Below are 18,687 nucleotides of genomic sequence, written 5' to 3'. Positions count from 1 at the left end.
AGCAAGCGCTTTCCCCTCCCCTGAAACGTAAGCTGCGCCCCCATCGCAGGTCAACACCCTGTTGCGGGAGCGGTCGGCCGGCCGGCAACCAGGACCGGTATCCGCCGGAGCTGTTGGTGAAGACCCTGTGCCGGGCCTGTCCTCGCGGGACGCTAGGCTTCCTTGGACTCACCGTGATCACCGCGCCCGGCGGCGCGGTGTGCCCCTCGCCCCGTCACGATCAGCGCTTGGACTCCGTAACTTCATGTCTTGGTTTGAATCCCTCATCCTCGGACTCGTCCAGGGGCTGACCGAGTTCCTTCCCGTCTCCTCCAGCGCGCATCTGCGGCTGACCGCGGCCTTCTCCGGCTGGAAGGACCCGGGCGCGGCCTTCACGGCGATCACGCAGATCGGCACGGAGGCGGCGGTGCTGATCTACTTCCGCAAGGACATCGGGCGGATCATCTCGGCGTGGGCCCGTTCGCTGGTCAACAAGGAGATGCGGGCCGACCACGACGCCCAGATGGGCTGGTTGGTGATCGTCGGCTCGATTCCGATCGGCGTGCTCGGGCTGCTGTTCAAGGACCAGATCGAGGGGCCGTTCCGCGATCTGCGGATCACCGCGACGATGTTGATCGTCATCGGCGTGGTCATCGGCATCGCCGACCGGCTCGCGGCGCGCGACGAGTCGGGCGGCAAGCACCGCGCCCCCAAGCAGCGGAAGTCGCTGGAGAACCTGGGCGTCCGGGACGGCCTGATCTTCGGCATCTGCCAGGCGATGGCGCTGGTCCCCGGTGTCTCCCGGTCCGGCGCCACCATCAGCGGCGGTCTGTTCATGGGCTACAAGCGTGAGGCCGCGGCCCGTTACTCCTTCCTGCTCGCCATCCCGGCCGTGCTGGCCTCCGGCCTGTTCGAGACCAAGGACGCGCTGGAGAAGGGCCATGTCGACTGGGGCCCGACGATCTTCGCGACGGTGATCGCCTTCTTCTGCGGATACGCCGTCATCGCGTGGTTCATGAAGTTCATCTCGACCAAGAGCTTCATGCCGTTCGTCTGGTACCGCATCGCGCTCGGCATCGTCATCATCGCGCTGGTCTCGACGGGCGCGCTGAGCCCGCACGCCGCGGAGTCCGCGGGCTGAACCGCCGGGCGGGGCAAGGGACTTGAGCTGACCCTGGAGTCAGTACGCGGGGCCGTGATCCATTGCCCGTGACCAATGACATACGAGTTGAGTAGCCACCTGGTAGCGCACTGTCAGTGCTTGCCCCTAGGCTTGTCGGCATGTCCCCCGATTCCCTGACCCCTGGTTCCGTGCGGTCCGCTGCCGAGGTGAACGAGCGGATCCGCGCCCTGTGGCTCCGCGCCGGCGGCTCCCTGTCGGCCCAGGAGCGCGCGGAGTACGAGCTGTTGGTGGTCGAGTGGGCGGCCGCGATCCGGGGCGCCGTCATCGAGGCGGCCTGAGCGCCGGCCGAGCCGCGGCCGAGCGGAGGGTGTCTGCGATGATCCCTCCGTGGAGCATCTGAGCAGCGTCCCACCCCGGCAAGGGCTCGTCATCTTCCTCAACGGCACGTCCAGTTCGGGCAAGTCGAGCATCGCGGCCGAACTGCTGCCTCTTCTCGACGAGCCGTACTTCCATCTGCCGGTCGACGCGTTCCACGCCATGCGCTCCCGCAACCCGATCCCGCCCGACGAACTCGCCACCGTCCTGCACCGGACCTGGCGGGGCTTCCACCGGGCGGTCGCCGGGATGGCCGCCGCCGGGAACAACGTCGTCGTGGACCACATATTCAGCGCCGAATGGCGGCTGCGGGACTGTCTGTCCGTCCTGGTGCCGCAGGACGTCGTACTTGTCGGGGTGCGCTGTCCCGCCGAGGAGTTGGAGCGCCGCGAACGCGAACGCGGCGACCGCCCGGTCGGCCTCGCCGCCGGCCAGCTGGAACAGGTGCACGCGCACGGGATCTACGACATCGAGTGCGACACCGCCGAGCTGACGGCCCGTGAATGCGCCGTCCGCATCAAGGAGTTCCTGCCGGGCAGGCCCCGCCCGACGGCGTTCGAACGGCTCCGCGACGCGCGGTAGAGGGCGCCGCCGGCGCCCCCGACTCAACGCCCGCCCGCCACCCGCAGCACCGTCCCCGTCACGTACGACGCCTCCGACGACATCAGCCATGCGACCGCGGCCGCGATCTCCTCGGCCCGCCCCGGCCGGCGCAGCGGGATGCCGGGGGCCATCCGCCAGGCGCGCTCGGCATCGCCCATCGTGGCGTGCATGTCGGTGTCGACGGCGCCGGGCGCCACCGCGTTGACGCGGACCCCGTCCGGACCGAGTTCCTTGGAGAGCCCCAGCGTCAGCGCGTCGACCGCGGCCTTGGTCGCCGCGTAGTGGACGAACTCGCCGGGGCTGCCCAACGTGGCCGCTCCCGAGGACACGTTGACGATGACGCCGCTCCCCCGCGCCGCCATCAGCTGCGCCGCCCGGCGCGAACACAACAGCGTGCCGGTGACGTTGACGTCGACGACCCGGCGCAGGTCGGCGGTCTTCGTGTCGGCGAGGCGCCCCAGCGGACCGGTCACGCCCGCGTTGTTCACCAGCCCGGTCACCGGCCCCAGTTCGCGCTCGGCCACGTCGAAGAGGTGCTCGACCTCGGCCTCGACGGACGTGTCCACCCGCACCGTGAGACACCGGCCGCCGGCCTTGCGCACACCCTCGGCCACCTGCCCGGCCGCGTCGGCGTCCCGGACGTAGCCGACGACCACGTCGTGGCCGTCCGCGGCGAGCCGCAGGCAGGTCGCGGCGCCGATTCCCCGGCTGCCGCCGGTGACGATCGTGACAGGACGGGTCATGGGGACCTCCAGACATCGGGCAGATGATCGATCATCGATCACCCTAACCCTTGGGCGACTGTCTTGTGCGACGCCCGTCACACGCGGAATCCACCCGAGCCCGCCCCGCGCGCGACTGCGGCCGAAATGCCTGGTACGGCAAGGGAGTTCCGTTCGGTAGCCTGCCCCACCCGACGGGCGAGGGGGCACGCCATGAGAGCGATCGTCGTGGGCGCGGGCATCGGTGGACTGGCCGCGACGCTGAGTCTGCGTCGGGCCGGTCACGAGGTCACGCTCGTCGAGCAGACTGCTCGGTTCGCCGAGATCGGCGCCGGGATCCAGCTCGCGCCCAACGCCACGCGCGTACTGCGCCGGCTCGGCCTGCTCGACGCGGTCGCCGCGCACTCCGTCCGCCCCTCCCACCTGAGCTTCCGCACCTGGTCCGACGGGTCCGAGATCTGCCGCTACGACCTGGGCCGCGCGGTCGAGGAGGAGTTCGGGGCGCCGTATCTCCAGGTCCACCGGGCCGATCTGCACCAAGCCCTGGCCGCCAGGGTGCCGCCCGAGTCCGTGCGTCTGGACACCGCTGTCGTGGGCATCGACCAGGACGACACCTCGGCCACTGTGACGACCGCGAGCGGCGAGCGCCTGGACGCGGACCTGGTCGTGGCCGCGGACGGGGTGCGGTCGGCGGCCCGGCAGTGGCTCTTCGGCGCTGACGAGGCCGTCTTCTCGGAGACCGCCGCCTATCGGGCGCTGCTGCCGGCCGACGCGGTGGCCGATCTGGACCTGCCGGAGTACGCGGGCTGGCTCGGACCCGGCCGGCATGTCGTCCACTACCGGGTGCGCCGCGGTGAACTGCTCAACCTCGTGGGCGTGTTCGGCACGAAGGAGGCCCAGGAGTCGTGGACCGCGCAGGCCGAACCGGGCGAGCAGGTACGCGAGTTCGCGGGCTGGGACCCGCGTGTCCTCGCCGCTCTCGAACGCGCGGGCCGGGTGTTCCGCTACGGCATCCACACCCGTACGCCCCTCACCCGGTGGAACCTCGGGCGGGTGACCCTCCTGGGCGACAGCGCTCACGCCATGGTGCCGTTCCAGGCCCAGGGCGCGGCTCAGGCGATCATGGATGCGGCCGTACTCGGCGAGACCCTGACTGACGCGACACCGGCCGAAGTGCCGGACGCCCTCGACCGCTACGTGCACCGGCGGCTGTCGACCGCCACGCGCGTGCAGGCCAACTCGGCGCGGGCGGGCGGCGATTACCACCTGCCCGACGGACCGGAGGCACGGGCGCGGAATGCCCGTATGGCGGCCTACATGACCGAGAACAGGTTCGGTCCCCACTCGACCGCGTGGGGAACCGACAGCTAGCCAGCCGCTTCCGATGTGCCGTACCGGCTAGGAAGCCGCTTCCAACGTGCCGTACCCCGCGACGAGTTCGTACGACCTGAGGCGGTCGGCCAGCGCGTAGACCGGCGTCACCAGCATGAGTTCGTCCGCGCCGGTCAGGGCCGCCAGGTCGCTCAGCTGCTTGGCGACGGTCTCGGGGGTTCCGTTGGCCTGCGCGGCGCGGAAGCCCGCCAGGGCCTGGGCCTCCCCCTCGGTGAAGACGTGGGCGGCCGCTTCCTCGGGCGTGGGGAAGGGGATGTCGCTCTGGCCCTTGAGGAGTCCGGCCTTGACAACGTCCATCGGGCCGCCCAGCCAGGCGGCCCGCTCCTGGGTGTCGGCGCACACCGTCTCCACGCACAGCAGCACGCGGGGGCGCTCGCACCAGCGGGACGGGGTGAAGTGCTCGCGGTAATGGGCGAGCGCGGCAAGGGTGTTGTCGGGGCGGATGTGGTGGGCGAAGGCGATCGGCAGGCCGAGTTCGGCGGCGAGGCTCGCGCCCGCCGTGCTGGAGGACAGCAACCACGGTTCGGGGAGCGGTCCTTGAGGCACCTCGTCCACCAGGAGGCGCAGGATCTCGGACACATCCTCGCGGTACTCGGCATCCGTCGTCGGTCCCGCGCCGCGTCGCAGTGCCCGCATGGTCGGCTCGTCGAAGGTGCCGGGGCCGCGGCCGATGCCCAGGTCGATCCGTCCCTCGTGCAGCGCGGCCAGCGTGCCGAACTGCTCCGCCAGCATGATCGGGGCGTGGTTCGGCGCCAGAACTCCCCCGGAACCCAGGCGGATCGACGCCGTCGACGCGGCCGCGTGCGCGGTCAGGACGACCGGCGGGAACGCGCCGATCGCCGGGGAGTGGTGGTGCTCGGCGTACCAGAGCCGCTGATAGCCGAGTTGTTCGACGCCCTGGGCGAAGGCCGCGGTGTCTCGTACCGTGTCGACGGCTCGGGCACCCGCCTGGATCATGGCCACTTCGAGCGCGCCGATCGGGATGCTGATCATCGCGCCAGTATAGAAAGCGCGTCCGAGCGCTGATCGAGCGCCGACCGAATATCGTCGCGCGCCCCTTGGCCCGGCACGCGTCACACCCAACACTGATCGCATGACGCAGCGCGTGGAGTTGGCGACCGTGATGGACCGGCTGGCCGTCGACGAGGTGGTCACCGAGTACGCGGTGGCCGTGGACGACGGTGATTGGGAGGCGTATCGAGGACTGTTCACCCCCGAGGGGCGTGCGGACTACCGCTCGGCCGGCGGGATCGAGGGGGACGCGCGGCAGGTGGCCGCGTGGCTGGAGGAGAGCATGCGGCTGTTCTCGATGAGGCAGCATCTGATCGTCAACCGCCGGGTCGCGTTCGGGACCCTGGACCAGGACACCGGCGACACCGCGCGCGTGCGGGCGGACTACGTCAACCCGATGCGCTTCGCGGCGGACGGGACGGAGTCGGCCGCGCCGGACTTCGTGTGCGGCGGGCGCTACTCCTTCGGGCTGCTGCGGACGTACGACGGCTGGCGGCTGTCCGAGGTGGTCGTGCAGGAAAAGTGGCGCAGGCTGCCCGAGCCGGCGAAGGCGGGTGTGACGGACTGAACCCGGGGCACTCTGGCCCGGATGATCGAAAACACGCACACTGAAGCCACCCACGGGGTAGGGAGGCGCGTATGAAGACCGTCGGTCAGTGGCTCGCCTCCCCGTGGCGGCGCTCGGCGATCGCCGTGCTGGCCGGCGCGCTGCCCCTGTTCGCCTTCCCGGCCCCGGCGCTGTGGTGGTTCGCCTACGTGGCCCTGGTCCCGTGGCTGCTGCTGGTCCGTTCCGCGCCGACCGGGAAGCGGGCGGCGTACGACGGCTGGTGGGGCGGGTTCGGGTTCCTGGTGGCCGTGCACCACTGGCTGCTGCCCAGCCTGCATGTGTTCATCTTCCTCATCGCCGCGCTGCTGGGCGCCCTGTGGGCCCCGTGGGGCTGGCTGGTGCACCGCTTCCTCGGTGGGGTGCCCGGGCCCGGGCGGGTGCTGGCCGCGCTCGCCGTGCTGCCGTCGGGCTGGCTGATGGTCGAGCTGGTCCGCTCCTGGCAGGGGCTCGGCGGTCCCTGGGGCATGCTCGGGTCCAGTCAGTGGCAGGTGGAACCCGCGCTGCGGCTGGCCTCGGTGGGCGGGGTGTGGCTGCTCAGCTTCCTGGTGGTGGCCGTCAACGTCTGCGTCGCCGTGCTCGTCTCGGTGCGCGAGTCCCGGATGCCCGCCGTCGCCGGTCTGGTCGCGACGGCGGCCGCCACCTCGGCGGCCTGGGTGTGGTCACCGCGCCCCGACGTCGACGGGCGGACGCGGATCGCCGTCGTCCAGCCGGGCGTCATCGTCGGCGTCGACAAACGCTTCGACCGCGAGGAACAGCTCACGCGCGCGCTCGCCGCGCAGCATCCGGACCTGATCGTGTGGGGCGAGAGCAGCGTCGGGTACGACCTGGCGGGCCGGCCCGATCTGGCCGGGCGGATCGCCGCGCTCTCCCGTGAGACGGGCGCCGACATCATGGTGAACGTGGACGCGCGGCGCTCCGACAAGCCCGGTATCTACAAGAGTTCGGTGCTGGTCGGCCCGGAGGGCCTCACCGGCGACCGCTACGACAAGATGCGGCTCGTGCCGTTCGGCGAGTACGTCCCGGCGCGCTCCCTGCTCGGCTGGGCGACCTCGGTCGGCAAGGCGGCCGGCGAGGACCGCAAGCGGGGCACCGAGCAGGTGGTGATGGACGTCGGGCACGGCCTGCGCGTCGGCCCGATGGTCTGTTTCGAGTCGGCGTTCCCCGACATGAGCCGCCATCTCGCCCAGGACGGCGCCGACGTACTGATCGCCCAGTCGTCCACGTCGTCCTTCCAGCACAGCTGGGCCCCCGAGCAGCACGCCTCGCTGGCCGCCCTGCGTGCCGCCGAGACCGGCCGCCCGATGGTCCACGCGACCCTGACCGGCGTCTCCGCCGTCTACGGCGCGAGCGGACAGCGCCTGGGCCCGTGGCTCGGCACGGACGACAGCACGGCCCGGGTGTACGACATTCCGCTGGCGACCGGCACGACGGCGTACGTCCGCTTCGGCGACTGGCCGGTGCACGGCGCGATCCTCGTGCTCGCCCTGTGGTGCGCGTTCGAGGGCGCTCGGGCGGTGCGGCTCAGGCGGCCGAGCCCTGAACCGCGCGTACCACCCGCTCGCACAGCTCATGAGTCGCCAGCGCGTCCCGGGCGCTGAGCACCTTGCCCGCGCGCACCGCGTCCAGGAAGGCGAGGACGGCCTGCTCGATGCCGCGCTGCCGGGCCACCGGCACCCAGTCACCGCGCCGCCGTACCGTCGGCTGGCCCTTGTGGTCGATTATCTCGGCGAGGTTGACCACCTGACGCTTGGTGTCCTGCCCGGACACCTCCAGGATCTCCTCGGCCGAACCGCTCAGCCGGTTCATCACCCCGAGCGCGGTGAACCCGTCCCCGGCCAGCTGGAGCACGACGTGGTGCAGCAGCCCGTCCTCGACGCGCGCCCGCACGGTCACGTCGTCGACCGGGCCGGGCACCAGGAAGCGCAGGGTGTCCACTACGTGGATGAAGTCGTCGAGGACCATCGCGCGCGGTTCCTCCGGCAGCCCGATCCGGTTCTTCTGCATGAGGATCAGCTCGCGCGGATGGTCGGCGCACTGCGCGTACCCGGGTGCGAAGCGCCGGTTGAAGCCGACCGCGAGGGACACGTCGTGCCGCTCGGCGAGCGCCACCAGCCGTTCGGAGTCGGCGAGTTCGTAGGCGAGCGGCTTGTCGACGTAGGTCGGTACGCCCGCCTCCAGGAGCCGGGTCACGATGTCCGGGTGCACGGCGGTGGGCGCGTGCACGAAGGCGGCGTCGAGGTCCTGGGCGAGGAGCGCGTCGAGGGTCGTGTGCCGCTGCCCGGCCGGGAGGTGGAGGCCGTCGGCGACCCGGGCGAGGGTCGCGGGTGTCCGGGTCTGCACATGCAGCTCGACGTCGGCGAGTGCGCCCAGGACGGGCAGGTAGGCCTTCTGCGCGATGTCACCGAGTCCGATGCAGCCGACCTTCACTTGGGCTCCCCTGTCGCTTGCCTGCGCCTGCCTCTACCTGCCCGGAAGCATACGGCGGCGGCGCAAAACCGTTGGTCCGCGGGCTCGCGCCGGGTGAGGATGGCGGCCATGACGAGCATCGAGCGCCACGAACCCCCGACCACCGCCGACGAACGCACCATGCTGGAGGGCTGGCTGGACTACCACCGGCAGACCCTGGCCTGGAAGTGCGAGGGCCTGACCGACGCCCAGCTCAGGACCGCCTCCGCGGCGCCCTCCGAGCTGACCCTGATGGGGCTGGTGCGGCACATGGCGGAGGTGGAGCGCAGCTGGTACCGCCGGGTGCTCGCGAACGAGGACACGGGCGCGATCTACTCCACCGACGAGGACCCCGACGGCGACTTCCACGTCTCCGACGCGGACACCTGGGCCGAGGCCCTCGCCACCTGGGAGGCCGAGATCGAGGCGGCCCGGCGCAACGCGGCCCGCTTCGGCCTGGACGACCTCACCGAGGGCAAGCATCGGCGCACCGGCGAGCGGTTCAACCTGCGCTGGCTCCACACCCACATGATCGAGGAGTACGCGCGGCACAACGGCCACGCCGACCTGCTCCGCGAGCGCCTCGACGGCGCCACCGGCGACTGACGTCACCCCGGCCGCGCACGGCCCCTCCGTACGGGGGCGGAGATCACTCGTGCGGGCCAACCTGTGCTCGTCCGCTGTCGCCCGGGACGTCGAAGACGCCATTGTTGCGCGGGTGCATCGAACGACGACCACCGCAACGCTCTTGGTCACCGTGGCTGTCTCGGCCCTCTCCGGCTGTGTGACCGTCCAGCGCCCGCCCGCGTCCGGCCCGCCCGCGGCACCGACCCAGCCGTCCGCACCACGCCCCGACGGCCGGGCGGAGCCGCAGGTCGTGCAGGCGCCGGCCCGTGAGGCGCTGGAGATGATCGGCCCGTCCCGCCGCTCGGACCCGACCGGACCCGCGCCCCGCACCGAGAAGCGGTCCGCGCCGTCCGCGGCCCAGCAGCCGCCGGTCCCCCGCTCGCACCCGCATCCGCATCCGCACACCCACCCGCGGCAGGCGCATCCGAAGCCGCGTCACCCGCACCACGCGAAGCCGCAGCCGGGTGTCGAGATCCCCGACGTGACCAAGCAGGTCCCGAAGAACACGGCGGACGTGTGCGCGCTGGGCCGGAAGTACGGCGGCTGGAAGGCGGACAGCCCGGAGTCGCTGATCTGCAAGCAGTCGTACGGGAGGTGAGGGCGGGCGGGAGTGAGGTGGACGCGGGTCAGGGCCGCTGTCGCGGCGGTCCCCAGCCGCCTTCCCCGGTGCGCGGCGGTCCCCAGCTCCCGTCCCCGCCGGACCCCTCCTCCGCCAGCCGCAGCTCCAGTCTGCTGATGGCCGCCCGTACGCCGTCGCCGTACGGGTCGTCCGCGAGTACCCCCGCGGCGCCTCGGGCCCGGCGCAGATGGGTGCGGGCGGCGCCGCCGCGGCCGAGTTTCACGTAGTCGGCCGCCAGGTTCAGATGCAGCGAGGGGTACAGCGCGCGCACCGCGAGCGCGCCCTCGCGCGCGCTGGGCTTCGTGCCGCCGCCGGCGCCGTCGACGAACCCTCCGTCCGGGTGCGCCTCTTCGTGTTCCGCGAGCCGCTCGTCCGTGAGTTCCTCGGCGGCCGTCAACGCCCGCAGGTCCCAGGCCAGTTCGTCGGCGGGGTCGTCCTGGGTGTCGGCCATGTAGTGGGCCAGCGTGCAGCGGTGCAGGGGGTCGCCGTGCTCGCCGATCTCCGCCCACAGCTGGAGGAAGCGGTCCCTGGCCTCCTCGCGGTCGCCGGCGTGATGCAGCATGACGACCTGCCCGATCCGTGTCATCACGGCATCGGGCGCCGTCTGCTCCTGTCCCTTGGCCACCACGTACTCCGCCCACTCGTCGGCCGGGCGCTGGTCCGTCGGCCGGTCGCTTGTCCGCACCGACGCTAGCCGCAGGCACTGACATTCCCGGTCAGGCGGCACCGGGCCGGTTCCGTGGGAACCGGCCCGGCGGTGGTCAGCCCAGGTTCGGGACGGTCCAGTCGATCGGGTCGTGGCCCTGCTTCGCCACCGCCTCGTCGATCTGCGTGAAGGGGCGGGAGCCGAAGAACTTCTTCGCGGACAGCGGGGAGGGGTGCGCGCCCTTGACCACCACGTGCCGGCTCTCGTCGATCAGCGGGAGCTTCTTCTGTGCGTAGTTGCCCCACAGGACGAAGACCGCCGGGTCGGGCCGGTCGGCGACCGCGCGGATCACCGCGTCGGTGAACTTCTCCCAGCCCTTGCCCTTGTGCGAGTTGGCCTCACCGGAGCGGACCGTGAGCACCGCGTTGAGCAGCAGGACGCCCTGCTGGGCCCACGGCATCAGGTAGCCGTTGTCCGGGATCGGCGTGCCCAGCTCCTGGTGCATCTCCTTGTAGATGTTCCGCAGGGACGGCGGGACCTTCACGCCGGGGCGGACCGAGAAGCACAGCCCGTGGCCCTGGCCCTCGCCGTGGTACGGGTCCTGACCGAGGATCAGGACCTTCACCTGGTCGTACGGCGTGGCGTCGAGGGCGGCGAAGACCTCCTCGCGCGGCGGGTAGACGGGACCCTGCGCGCGCTCCTCCTCGACGAACTCCGTGAGCTCCTTGAAGTAGGGCTGCTGCAGCTCGTCGCCCAGGACTCCGCGCCAGGACTCGGGCAGCATGGCGGTGTCGGTCACGTCAACTTCCTTACGGTGTGCGGTGAACGGTGGGCGGTCACCGATGCGCGGTCACCGCCAGGTCTCAGAACCTACAGGCGGGCACTGACAATCGGCCCGCTCACCGCACAACCCCGCGCTACCAGCTGGTCTTGCGGTACAGCGTCCACATCAGCATGATCGTCGACGGGTCCAGGGCCTGCTCGGCACCGGAGATGTCCTCGCTCGCGGCCACGTACTGCTTGCCCTGCCACAGCGGCAGCAGCCGGGCGTCGTCCACGAGGATCCGCTGTGCCTCCTCGAACTCCCCGACCACGTCGGCCCGGTCGCTCACGCCACGCGAGCGCGGCAGCAGTTCGCCGGTGATCTCGGGCGCCGGATAGGGCGTGCCGAGCGCGTTCTGCTCACCGACGAAGGGCGCGATGAAGTTGTCGGCGTCCGGGAAGTCGGGGAACCAGCCGCGCCCGAACACCGGGTACTCGCCCTTCTGGTAGCCGGTCACATACGTCTTCCAGGGCCGGCTCTTCAGGGTGACGGTGAACAGTCCCGAGCCCTCCAGCTGCCGCTTGAGCTCCTGGAACTCCAGCTTGGTGGAGGAGCCGTAGCGGTCGGTCGTGTACCAGAGGGTGAGCGGCACGCGCTCGGTGATGCCGGCGTCGGTGAGCATCGTGCGGGCCTTGGCGGCGCTGGGGTCGCCGTAGTCGTCGAAGAAGCCGGTGGTGTGTCCGGTCAGGCCCTTGGGGACCATGGAGTACAGCGGCTCGACGGTGTCCCGGTAGACCTTGTGCGCGATCGCGGCGCGGTCGACGAGCTGGGCGATCGCCTTGCGGACGACGGCCCGGCCGGCCCACGGGTCCTTGGGATTGAAGACCAGGTAGTTGATCTCGGTGCCGGAGCCCTCGACGAGCTGGAGCTGCCCGTCCGAGTCGTGCCGCTGGAGTCCGACGACGTCGTCGGGGTCCAAGCCCCGGAAGGCCAGGTCGAGTTCGCCGTCCCGGAGCGCGGCGACCATGGGGGCCGAGTCCCGGTAGTAATTGATGGTCACGGCGTCGTTCTTGCGGTCGGCGTAGCCCTTGTAATTGTCGTTCTTGGTGAGTTCGGCCTTCTTGCCGTCCTCGTAGCCCGCCAGCGCGTACGGCCCCGACCCGTCGACCCCGTGGCCCTTGCGCAGGGCGTTGTCCGGGTACTTGGCGGGGTCGACGATCGACATGGCGGGCGTGGCGAGCACGAACGGGAAGGTGGCGTCGGGCTTGTTGAGGTGGAAGACGACTTCCCTGTCGCCGAGCGCCTGCACCCGGTCGAGGCTGCCGAGCAGACCGGCGGGCCCGCCGTTGACGTTGATCTTCCCGATCCGGTCGATCGAGTACTTGACCGCTCTCGCGTCCAGCGCGTGCCCGTTGGCGAACTTCAGCCCGGAGCGCAGTTCGCAGCGGTACGTGGTGTTGGAGGTGTCCGTGAAGCGGCAGTTGTCGGCCGCGTCGGGCTGCGGGGTGGTCGCGCCGGTGGGGTAACTGAGCAACGTTTGATAGATGTTGCGGAAAAGTTCCCAGGAACTGTCCCAGGAGGCGGCCGGATCCAGGGTGCTGGGGGCGCTGGTCGTCCCGACCTCGATGGGTCCCGCGTCGTCCGAGGAGTCCGACGAGAGCACGCCGCACCCGGTCACCAGGGACGATATGGACGCTAGGGCCGCCACCCGTCGTAGGGGGCGATTCCGGTTGAACACGTGCTCGCTCCTCGATCCGCCGTGCCAAGGGTCGGCAGACCATACCGCAGCCTCCGGCCGCCACAACCGGGTTCGCGAAAGGGCACTTGATCAGCGGGTTTATGACGACGTTGTCAAAGGTCTGTGCCTTCCATGTACACGGAAGCGGGCGCCGCCCGTGTCCGGCGACGCCCGCTTCGAGAGCTTTGGTGAGAACCGGTGTCAGCCGACGCCGGCGTTGAGGAAGATGCCGCCGTCGACGACGAGGGTCTGCCCGGTGATCCAGTCGCTCTGGTCCGAGGTGAGGAACGCGGCGGCGCCGCCGATGTCGGAGGGCACACCGAGCCGGGCCAGCGGGTAGGAGGCGGCGGCCTCCGCCTCACGGCCCTCGTACAGGGCGGCGGCGAACTTGGTCTTCACCACCGCCGGGGCGATGGAGTTGACCCGCACACCGGGCGCGAACTCGTGCGCCAGCTGGAGCGTCAGGTTGACCATCGCGGCCTTGCTGACGCCGTACGCGCCGATGAACGGCGAGGCGGAGATCCCGGCGAGGGACGCGATGTTGACGATCGCGCCGCCGTTGTCCTTCTGCCAGGCGTGCCACGTCTTCTGGGCGAAGCCGAGCGCCGAGATGACGTTGGTCTCGAAGACCTTGCGCGCGACGTTCAGGTCGAGGTCGGCGATCGGGCCGAACACCGGGTTCGTACCGGCGTTGTTGACCAGGAAGTCGATGCGGCCGAAGGCTTCCAGCGTGCGCTCGACGACGACGGCCTGGTGGGCCTCGTCGTGGGCCTTGCCGGCCACGCCGATGACGCGGTCGGCGCCGAGCGCCTCGACGGCCTCCTTGAGGGCGTCCTCGTTGCGGCCGGTGATGCAGACGCGGTCGCCGCGGGCGAGGAGCGCCTCGGCGACGCCGTAGCCGATACCGCGGCTGGCGCCGGTGATCACGGCGACCTTGCCGGAGAGTTCGGGCAGTTCAGGCTGTTCAGTCATGTCCGCGTTCCCTAGTCGAGCGGTCCGCCGGCGACGTACAGGACCTGGCCGGAGACGAAGCCGGCGGCCTCGTTCGTGAAGAAGGCGATGGCGTTGGCAATGTCCTCGGGCTCGCCGACGCGGGCCACCGGGATCTGGGTGGCGGCGGCGGCCTTGAACTCCTCGAAGCCCATCTTGACGCGTTCGGCGGTGGCCTTGGTCATCTCGGTGGCGATGAAGCCGGGGGCGACGGCGTTGGCGGTGATGCCGAACTTGCCGAGCTCGATGGCGAGGGTCTTGGTGAAGCCCTGCATGCCCGCCTTGGCGGCCGAGTAGTTGGCCTGGCCGCGGTTGCCCAGCGCCGAGGAGGAGGAGAGGTTGACGATCCGGCCGAAGCCCGCGTCGACCATGTGCTTCTGGACGGCCTTGGCCATCAGGAACGAACCGCGCAGGTGCACGCCCAGGACCGTGTCCCAGTCGGCGACGCTCATCTTGAACAGCAGGTTGTCGCGCAGCACGCCCGCGTTGTTGATCAGGATCGTCGGGGCGCCCAGCTCGTCGACCACGCGCGCGATCGCGGCCTCGACCTGCGCCTCGTCCGAGACGTCGGCGCCGACCGCGATCGCCCGGCCACCGGCCGCGGTGATCTGCTCCACGGTGTCCTTGCAGGCGGCCTCGTCGAGGTCGATCACGGCGACCGCGCGGCCCTCGGCGGCCAGTCGTACGGCGGTGGCGGCGCCGATGCCGCGCGCGCCGCCCGTCACAACGGCGACCCGCTGCTCAGTGGTGGACATTGCTGGTTCTCCTCGCCCTGGGGAAAGTACGCCGGCCGGGGTGCCCCGGGTCGCGCTTCGGTGAGCGACCGCTTAGTACCTTCGGCGTACGTGACGCTAGAAGCCCTGGCACTCGGTGTCAACGGCACACGAGGCAGGTGTGATCCATTACCTCACCAGCAGGTCGAGCAACCGCTCCGTGTCGGCCGCCGGATCGACGGTGAGACCGGTGTGCACCGGCCCCGGCTGCACGACCGTGGAGCGGGGCGCGGCGAGCCAGCGGAACCGCTGCCCGGGGTCGTCGCCCGCGGCCTGCCCCGCCGCCTCACCGCCCCCGCAGACGCGCTCCACGGCCTCCAGGGCGGCCCGGATCCCGGCGACGTCGGCGTCCGGGTCGAGTGCGAGCAGCCGGGCCTCGTCGAGGTGCGTGCGGGCGCCCACGTAGGCCTTCGCGCGGCAGTACACGAGCACGCCGGCGTTGATGCACTCGCCGCGCTCGACACGGGGTACGACGCGCAGCAGGGCGTACTCGAAGACGTCCCGGCCGCCGCCCTGGCCGGCCCGCGTGATGTGGCGCTCGGTGACGTGTCCGGCCATGTAGATGCTGGTCTCGCTCACTTGCCCTCCTCGATGCCGGTGCCGGGGATGCCGGTCACGCGCGCGTGGATGTCGGCCGCGCGGGTGAGCAGGGGTCGCGCATACGCCCGTCGCAGGTCGTCCGGGGTGTCGAAGCCGGGTTCGCCGGTCAGCCAGGCGTCGGGGATCTCGGCGGTCACCTCGGCGAGGAGTTCCTCGGTGACCAGCGGCGCGAGTGCGGCGGCGGCCGCGGTGACGTCCGGCGCGAAGCGGGCGAGGGCGTGGTCCGAGGCGTCGTAGGGGCGGGCGGCGGACTTCTCGACGCCGGGCCAGTTGTGGTGCCAGATCATGGTGGCGCCGTGGTCGATGAGCCACAGCTCGCCGCGCTTCATCAGCAGGTTGGGGTTGCGCCAGGAGCGGTCGACGTTGTTGATCAGCGCGTCGAACCAGACGATCCGGCCCGCCTCCTCGGGGCCGATCGTGAAGGCGAGCGGGTCGAAGCCGAGGGCGCCGGACAGGAAGTCCATGCCGAGGTTGGTGCCGCCGCTGGACCGCAGCAGCTCCTGCACCTGCTGCTCGGGCTCGCCGAGGCCCAGCACCGGATCGAGGTCGACCGTCACCAGGCGGGGCATCCGGAAGCCCAGCCTCCGGGCGAGTTCACCGCAGACCACCTCGGCGACCAGCGTCTTGCGGCCCTGTCCGGCGCCGCTGAACTTCATGACGTACGTCCCGAGATCGTCGGCCTCGACGAGCCCCGGCAGTGAGCCGCCCTCACGCAGCGGCGCGATGTAGCGGGTGGCGGTGACTTCCTTGAGCATCGCCCCAGGTTACTGGGGTGTTGACCGGCTCCGGGGACGGCCCCCGCGGCGCGGCACGCCGACACCGACAGCAAAGCGACAGCGCGGCTTTACCCACCTCTGGGTCCGCCCGCGCCAGGATCGCGACACCCATGAACAACGGGTGACCGACGCCCGTACCCCTGTACAGATCGACGAAACATGCCATGGAAGGGAACGTCCGCATGACCAGCGAATCGCTCCACACCGCCCCGACCCCCACCCGACGCACCGTCGTGGCGGCGGTGGGCGCGGCGGGTCTCGCCGCCGCGCTCACCGCGTGCGGATCGAGCGACGACTCGTCCTCCTCCGACTCCTCGAACACCCAGGCCGGGGACAACGCGAGCGGCGGCTCGGACTCGTCCAGCAGCGCCTCGTCCGGCGCGGGTGGCGCCGCCCTGGCGAAGACGGCCGACATACCCGAGGGCGGCGGCAAGATCTTCAAGGACCCGGCCGTGGTGGTGACCCAGCCGACGGCCGGCACCTACAAGGCCTTCTCGTCCAAATGCACCCATCAGGGCTGCGCGGTCACCCAGATCACCGGTGACGTCATCGTCTGTCCGTGCCACAAGAGCGAGTTCTCGGTGGCGGACGGCAGCGTGAAGAAGGGACCCGCCACACAGCCGCTGCCCGAGCAGACGATCACCGTGACCGGGGACTCGATCACGCTGGCCTGACCCGCGCGCGCCGGGGCCCGAGGAGACAGCCGAGCACCTCGTCCGTGGTCGCGACCGTAGCGACCAATGCGAGGGTGTGGCGGATCATCGCGGGGGTGTAGTCGGAGGGCACTCCCGCGATGGCGTCGGCGGGCACGACGACGGTGTAGCCGCGGTTCACGGCGTCGAAGACGGTGTTGGGGATCGCCACGTTGGCCGAGACCCCGCTCACCACCAGCGTGCGGCAGCCGAGGTTGCGCAACAGCGCGTCGACGTCGGTGCCCTGGATCGGAGACAGCCCGTGCAACCGTCGTACGACGAAGTCCTGTTCGGCGACCTCGATCGGGGCGGCCACCCGGACCGCCGTGGTGCCGGACAGCTGTTGGACGGGGAGCCGTTCGGCGGCCCGGAAGAGCCGTGCGTTGTGGTTGGCGCCACGGCCGTCCGGGCGGCGCTCGGCGACCGCGTGGATCACCTGGACGTCGCACTCGTGGGCGGCGGCCACCAGCCGGGCGACGTTGGCGAGGGCGCCCGACGACCTTGCCTCGTGGGCGAGTTGGGGCAGGGCGCTGTCCGGTCCGACGACCCCCTGCTGGCACTCGACGGTGAGCACCACCGTGGTCGCCGGGTCGAGCAGTTCACTGAGCTGTTCGTGCGACGGCACGGTTCCCCCTCGACGCGGCGGGCGGTCTGGAGCGAGCGGTGTTGAGCGGGCGAGACTAGCCACCATTGCGCAGGGACGGAAGACGACTCATCCTTTTCTGACGTGATGTCAGAGGATCACTGGAGTTCCTCTGACACGACGTGAGAGAAGAGGGGGCCGCATGACCGTCACTCAGCGTCGAGGCCGGAAGATCATGATGACACCGGGTGAACTCGACGAGTTCCTCACCACCCAGCGCAACTGCCGGGTGGCCACGGTGTCGACGGGCGGTGCGCCGCACGTCAGCACGTTGTGGTTCGCCTGGGACGGCACCTCGATGTGGCTGTACTCCGTGGTGCGCAGCAAGCGGTGGACCGACCTGCGCCGCGATCCCCGGGTCGCGATCGTGGTCGACACCGGCGAGGAGTACGACGAGCTGCGCGGGGTCGAGCTGTCCGGTGCCGTGGAGTTCGTGGGCGAGGCCCCTCGCACCGGGGAGCTGCGCGCCGAACTCGACGTCCCTGAAACGCTGTTCGCCCGCAAGAACTTCAACCTGGAGGAGATGCCGCACGACGGCAGGCACGCCTGGGTACGGCTGACGCCGGACAAGATCGTGTCCTGGGACTTCCGCAAGCTGGGCGGGCGGTAAGGGGGTTCGCGGCGCCGGGCCGGTCCGGACGTCAGCGTCCGCGTCAGCCCACCTTCCGCGCCGCGTCCTGCAACGCCCGTACCGCCGCCCTGATCGAGGGGCGGCGGTCGGCGTCCGCACGCCAGACGACGTACACATGCCGGCGCACCCGCTGGACGAGCGGGACGGTGACGACACCGGCCGGCATCGGGTGGCGGCCGAGCAACGGGGCGATACAGACACCCAATCCGGCCTGGACGAGGCCCAGTTGGGTGTGGGTCTCGGCGGCGCGGTGCGCGACGATCGGCTCGATCCCGCGCGAGCGCAGCGTGAACATCAGCCACTCGTGGCAGAACTCGCCCTCGCCCCAGGTGATCCACTCGTCCTCGGCCAGCTCCCCGAGGTCCACCTCGTCCCGTCCGGCGAGCCGGTGCCCGGCCGGCATCGCCAGGTCGGCCGGGTCGTCAAGGACGGGCGCCTTCACCAGGCCGTCGGGCAGCGGCATCGGCTTGTTGTACCAGTCGAGGACGACCGCGAGGTCGAGGTCGCCGCGGACCACTCCGGCGATACCGGCCTCCGGCTCCAGCTCGGTGGAGCGCACCCGCAGCGCCGGATGTTCGGCGCGCAGGTCGGCGAGCGCGACGGGGAACAGCCCGCGCGCGGCCGTGGGGAACGCCGAGACCCTCAACTCGCCGACCACCTGCCCGCGTTGCGCCTCCAGATCGGACTGGGCCAGCTCGACCTGCGACAGGATCCGTGCCGCGTGCTCGGCGAGCAGCCGCCCGGCGTCGGTGAGCCGCACCCCCCGCCCGTTCTTGGCGAGCAGCTGCTGGCTCACCTCCCGCTCCAGCTTGGACATCTGCTGCGAGACCGCGGAGGTGGTGACATGCAGCGCGTCGGCGGCCCCACTGACCGAGCCGTGCCGGGCCAGGGCGTCGAGGGTACGCAGGCGCTCCAGATTCAACATGTAAGTG

General features: G+C 71.1%; 22 protein-coding genes. 10 read left to right on the top strand and 12 right to left on the bottom strand.

Annotation, left to right across the window (positions count from 1 at the left end):
- Nucleotides 1–244 precede the first annotated feature (244 nt).
- The 3 genes from ACWD5F_RS31840 to ACWD5F_RS31830 all read left to right on the top strand — a co-directional run bounded on the left by ACWD5F_RS31840 (nucleotide 245) and on the right by ACWD5F_RS31830 (nucleotide 2,059).
- Nucleotides 245–1,120, top strand: coding sequence for an undecaprenyl-diphosphate phosphatase (locus ACWD5F_RS31840; protein ID WP_451259643.1), 876 nt, complete (start codon nucleotides 245–247; stop codon nucleotides 1,118–1,120).
- A gap of 140 nt (nucleotides 1,121–1,260) precedes the next feature.
- On the top strand, nucleotides 1,261–1,440 hold the full coding sequence (locus ACWD5F_RS31835; protein ID WP_402361143.1) for a hypothetical protein: 180 nt from the start codon (nucleotides 1,261–1,263) through the stop codon (nucleotides 1,438–1,440).
- A gap of 49 nt (nucleotides 1,441–1,489) precedes the next feature.
- A complete protein-coding gene (locus ACWD5F_RS31830; RefSeq protein ID WP_451259641.1) occupies nucleotides 1,490–2,059 on the top strand; it encodes a chloramphenicol phosphotransferase CPT family protein in 570 nt (189 codons plus the stop codon).
- Between the two features lie 23 nt (nucleotides 2,060–2,082).
- On the opposite strand, the gene ACWD5F_RS31825 is transcribed toward ACWD5F_RS31830, so the two are convergent.
- Nucleotides 2,083–2,823 carry an SDR family NAD(P)-dependent oxidoreductase gene (locus ACWD5F_RS31825; protein ID WP_451259639.1) on the bottom strand — a complete coding sequence of 247 codons (741 nt, stop codon included), beginning with the start codon at nucleotides 2,821–2,823 and terminating at the stop codon, nucleotides 2,083–2,085.
- A 192-nt stretch (nucleotides 2,824–3,015) separates the two neighbouring features.
- Here ACWD5F_RS31825 and ACWD5F_RS31820 point away from each other — a divergent pair, with 192 nt between their 5' ends.
- Nucleotides 3,016–4,173: an FAD-dependent monooxygenase gene (locus ACWD5F_RS31820; RefSeq protein ID WP_451259637.1), complete on the top strand. Its 1,158-nt coding sequence runs from the start codon at nucleotides 3,016–3,018 to the stop codon at nucleotides 4,171–4,173.
- 27 nt (nucleotides 4,174–4,200) lie between these two features.
- Here ACWD5F_RS31820 and ACWD5F_RS31815 read toward each other — a convergent pair whose 3' ends face one another.
- Complete coding sequence (locus ACWD5F_RS31815) at nucleotides 4,201–5,187, bottom strand: LLM class flavin-dependent oxidoreductase (protein ID WP_451259635.1); 987 nt, start codon at nucleotides 5,185–5,187, stop codon at nucleotides 4,201–4,203.
- 100 nt (nucleotides 5,188–5,287) lie between these two features.
- Here ACWD5F_RS31815 and ACWD5F_RS31810 point away from each other — a divergent pair, with 100 nt between their 5' ends.
- Nucleotides 5,288–5,773 (top strand): nuclear transport factor 2 family protein, encoded by a 486-nt coding sequence (locus ACWD5F_RS31810; protein WP_401725761.1) that lies wholly within the window; start codon nucleotides 5,288–5,290, stop codon nucleotides 5,771–5,773.
- 71 nt (nucleotides 5,774–5,844) lie between these two features.
- Nucleotides 5,845–7,410 (top strand): apolipoprotein N-acyltransferase, encoded by a 1,566-nt coding sequence (gene lnt / locus ACWD5F_RS31805; protein WP_451259633.1) that lies wholly within the window; start codon nucleotides 5,845–5,847, stop codon nucleotides 7,408–7,410.
- Here the strand turns inward: lnt and ACWD5F_RS31800 are convergent.
- A complete protein-coding gene (locus ACWD5F_RS31800; RefSeq protein ID WP_451259631.1) occupies nucleotides 7,334–8,239 on the bottom strand; it encodes a Gfo/Idh/MocA family protein in 906 nt (301 codons plus the stop codon). The genes lnt and ACWD5F_RS31800 overlap by 77 nt on opposite strands.
- Before the next feature lie 108 nt (nucleotides 8,240–8,347).
- Here ACWD5F_RS31800 and ACWD5F_RS31795 point away from each other — a divergent pair, with 108 nt between their 5' ends.
- Together ACWD5F_RS31795 and ACWD5F_RS31790 are read left to right on the top strand one after the other, a co-directional pair.
- Nucleotides 8,348–8,863, top strand: a complete 516-nt coding sequence (locus ACWD5F_RS31795) for a DinB family protein (RefSeq protein WP_451259629.1) — start codon at nucleotides 8,348–8,350, stop codon at nucleotides 8,861–8,863.
- A 151-nt stretch (nucleotides 8,864–9,014) separates the two neighbouring features.
- Entirely contained in the window at nucleotides 9,015–9,482 is a 468-nt protein-coding gene (locus tag ACWD5F_RS31790; protein WP_451259627.1) for a hypothetical protein, read from the top strand.
- A 28-nt stretch (nucleotides 9,483–9,510) separates the two neighbouring features.
- On the opposite strand, the gene ACWD5F_RS31785 is transcribed toward ACWD5F_RS31790, so the two are convergent.
- The 7 genes from ACWD5F_RS31785 to ACWD5F_RS31755 form a co-directional block, all read right to left on the bottom strand.
- On the bottom strand, nucleotides 9,511–10,128 hold the full coding sequence (locus tag ACWD5F_RS31785; protein ID WP_451260113.1) for a hypothetical protein: 618 nt from the start codon (nucleotides 10,126–10,128) through the stop codon (nucleotides 9,511–9,513).
- A gap of 136 nt (nucleotides 10,129–10,264) precedes the next feature.
- Nucleotides 10,265–10,948, bottom strand: coding sequence for a uracil-DNA glycosylase (ung, locus tag ACWD5F_RS31780; RefSeq protein ID WP_401725748.1), 684 nt, complete (start codon nucleotides 10,946–10,948; stop codon nucleotides 10,265–10,267).
- 118 nt (nucleotides 10,949–11,066) lie between these two features.
- The gene (locus tag ACWD5F_RS31775) at nucleotides 11,067–12,650 is read right to left on the bottom strand and encodes an ABC transporter substrate-binding protein (RefSeq protein WP_451259625.1); all 1,584 of its coding nucleotides are present in this window, start codon (nucleotides 12,648–12,650) and stop codon (nucleotides 11,067–11,069) included.
- 201 nt (nucleotides 12,651–12,851) lie between these two features.
- Entirely contained in the window at nucleotides 12,852–13,622 is a 771-nt protein-coding gene (locus tag ACWD5F_RS31770) for an SDR family oxidoreductase (protein ID WP_451259623.1), read from the bottom strand.
- Nucleotides 13,623–13,633: 11 nt separating this feature from the next.
- Nucleotides 13,634–14,395 carry a 3-oxoacyl-ACP reductase FabG gene (gene fabG, locus ACWD5F_RS31765; RefSeq protein WP_124000521.1) on the bottom strand — a complete coding sequence of 254 codons (762 nt, stop codon included), beginning with the start codon at nucleotides 14,393–14,395 and terminating at the stop codon, nucleotides 13,634–13,636.
- A gap of 147 nt (nucleotides 14,396–14,542) precedes the next feature.
- Nucleotides 14,543–14,992 carry a DUF3037 domain-containing protein gene (locus tag ACWD5F_RS31760; RefSeq protein ID WP_451259621.1) on the bottom strand — a complete coding sequence of 150 codons (450 nt, stop codon included), beginning with the start codon at nucleotides 14,990–14,992 and terminating at the stop codon, nucleotides 14,543–14,545.
- Complete coding sequence (locus ACWD5F_RS31755) at nucleotides 14,989–15,768, bottom strand: HipA family kinase (RefSeq protein WP_451259619.1); 780 nt, start codon at nucleotides 15,766–15,768, stop codon at nucleotides 14,989–14,991. Before ACWD5F_RS31755 ends, ACWD5F_RS31760 begins: the two co-directional genes overlap by 4 nt.
- Before the next feature lie 203 nt (nucleotides 15,769–15,971).
- On the opposite strand from ACWD5F_RS31755, the gene ACWD5F_RS31750 reads away from it, so the two are divergent.
- Nucleotides 15,972–16,463: a Rieske (2Fe-2S) protein gene (locus ACWD5F_RS31750; protein WP_451259617.1), complete on the top strand. Its 492-nt coding sequence runs from the start codon at nucleotides 15,972–15,974 to the stop codon at nucleotides 16,461–16,463.
- On the opposite strand, the gene ACWD5F_RS31745 is transcribed toward ACWD5F_RS31750, so the two are convergent.
- On the bottom strand, nucleotides 16,450–17,106 hold the full coding sequence (locus ACWD5F_RS31745; protein WP_451259615.1) for a cysteine hydrolase: 657 nt from the start codon (nucleotides 17,104–17,106) through the stop codon (nucleotides 16,450–16,452). The genes ACWD5F_RS31750 and ACWD5F_RS31745 overlap by 14 nt on opposite strands.
- 160 nt (nucleotides 17,107–17,266) lie before the next feature.
- Between ACWD5F_RS31745 and ACWD5F_RS31740 the strand changes: the two genes are divergently transcribed.
- Nucleotides 17,267–17,734 (top strand): pyridoxamine 5'-phosphate oxidase family protein, encoded by a 468-nt coding sequence (locus ACWD5F_RS31740; protein WP_401725730.1) that lies wholly within the window; start codon nucleotides 17,267–17,269, stop codon nucleotides 17,732–17,734.
- A 43-nt stretch (nucleotides 17,735–17,777) separates the two neighbouring features.
- Here ACWD5F_RS31740 and ACWD5F_RS31735 read toward each other — a convergent pair whose 3' ends face one another.
- Nucleotides 17,778–18,680 carry a LysR family transcriptional regulator gene (locus ACWD5F_RS31735; protein WP_451259613.1) on the bottom strand — a complete coding sequence of 301 codons (903 nt, stop codon included), beginning with the start codon at nucleotides 18,678–18,680 and terminating at the stop codon, nucleotides 17,778–17,780.
- Between the last annotated feature and the right edge of the window lie 7 nt (nucleotides 18,681–18,687).

The sequence above is a fragment of the Streptomyces sp. NPDC002499 genome (assembly GCF_053595415.1).
The sequence above is the reverse complement of the archived record's forward strand: the minus strand, read 5'-3'. Positions and strand labels throughout refer to the sequence as shown.

Excerpts from the sequence above, each read along its gene's own strand:
- ACWD5F_RS31795 (WP_451259629.1), top strand. The coding sequence starts at position 8,348 with ATGACGAGCATCGAGCGCCACGAACCCCCGACCACCGCCGACGAACGC.
- ACWD5F_RS31750 (WP_451259617.1), top strand. The coding sequence starts at position 15,972 with ATGACCAGCGAATCGCTCCACACCGCCCCGACCCCCACCCGACGCACC.
- ACWD5F_RS31770 (WP_451259623.1), bottom strand. The coding sequence starts at position 13,622 with ATGACTGAACAGCCTGAACTGCCCGAACTCTCCGGCAAGGTCGCCGTG.
- ACWD5F_RS31810 (WP_401725761.1), top strand. The coding sequence starts at position 5,288 with ATGACGCAGCGCGTGGAGTTGGCGACCGTGATGGACCGGCTGGCCGTC.
- lnt (WP_451259633.1), top strand. The coding sequence starts at position 5,845 with ATGAAGACCGTCGGTCAGTGGCTCGCCTCCCCGTGGCGGCGCTCGGCG.
- ACWD5F_RS31835 (WP_402361143.1), top strand. The coding sequence starts at position 1,261 with ATGTCCCCCGATTCCCTGACCCCTGGTTCCGTGCGGTCCGCTGCCGAG.
- ACWD5F_RS31740 (WP_401725730.1), top strand. The coding sequence starts at position 17,267 with ATGACCGTCACTCAGCGTCGAGGCCGGAAGATCATGATGACACCGGGT.
- ACWD5F_RS31735 (WP_451259613.1), bottom strand. The coding sequence starts at position 18,680 with ATGTTGAATCTGGAGCGCCTGCGTACCCTCGACGCCCTGGCCCGGCAC.
- ACWD5F_RS31840 (WP_451259643.1), top strand. The coding sequence starts at position 245 with ATGTCTTGGTTTGAATCCCTCATCCTCGGACTCGTCCAGGGGCTGACC.
- ACWD5F_RS31820 (WP_451259637.1), top strand. The coding sequence starts at position 3,016 with ATGAGAGCGATCGTCGTGGGCGCGGGCATCGGTGGACTGGCCGCGACG.
- ACWD5F_RS31815 (WP_451259635.1), bottom strand. The coding sequence starts at position 5,187 with ATGATCAGCATCCCGATCGGCGCGCTCGAAGTGGCCATGATCCAGGCG.
- ACWD5F_RS31755 (WP_451259619.1), bottom strand. The coding sequence starts at position 15,768 with ATGCTCAAGGAAGTCACCGCCACCCGCTACATCGCGCCGCTGCGTGAG.
- fabG (WP_124000521.1), bottom strand. The coding sequence starts at position 14,395 with ATGTCCACCACTGAGCAGCGGGTCGCCGTTGTGACGGGCGGCGCGCGC.
- ACWD5F_RS31825 (WP_451259639.1), bottom strand. The coding sequence starts at position 2,823 with ATGACCCGTCCTGTCACGATCGTCACCGGCGGCAGCCGGGGAATCGGC.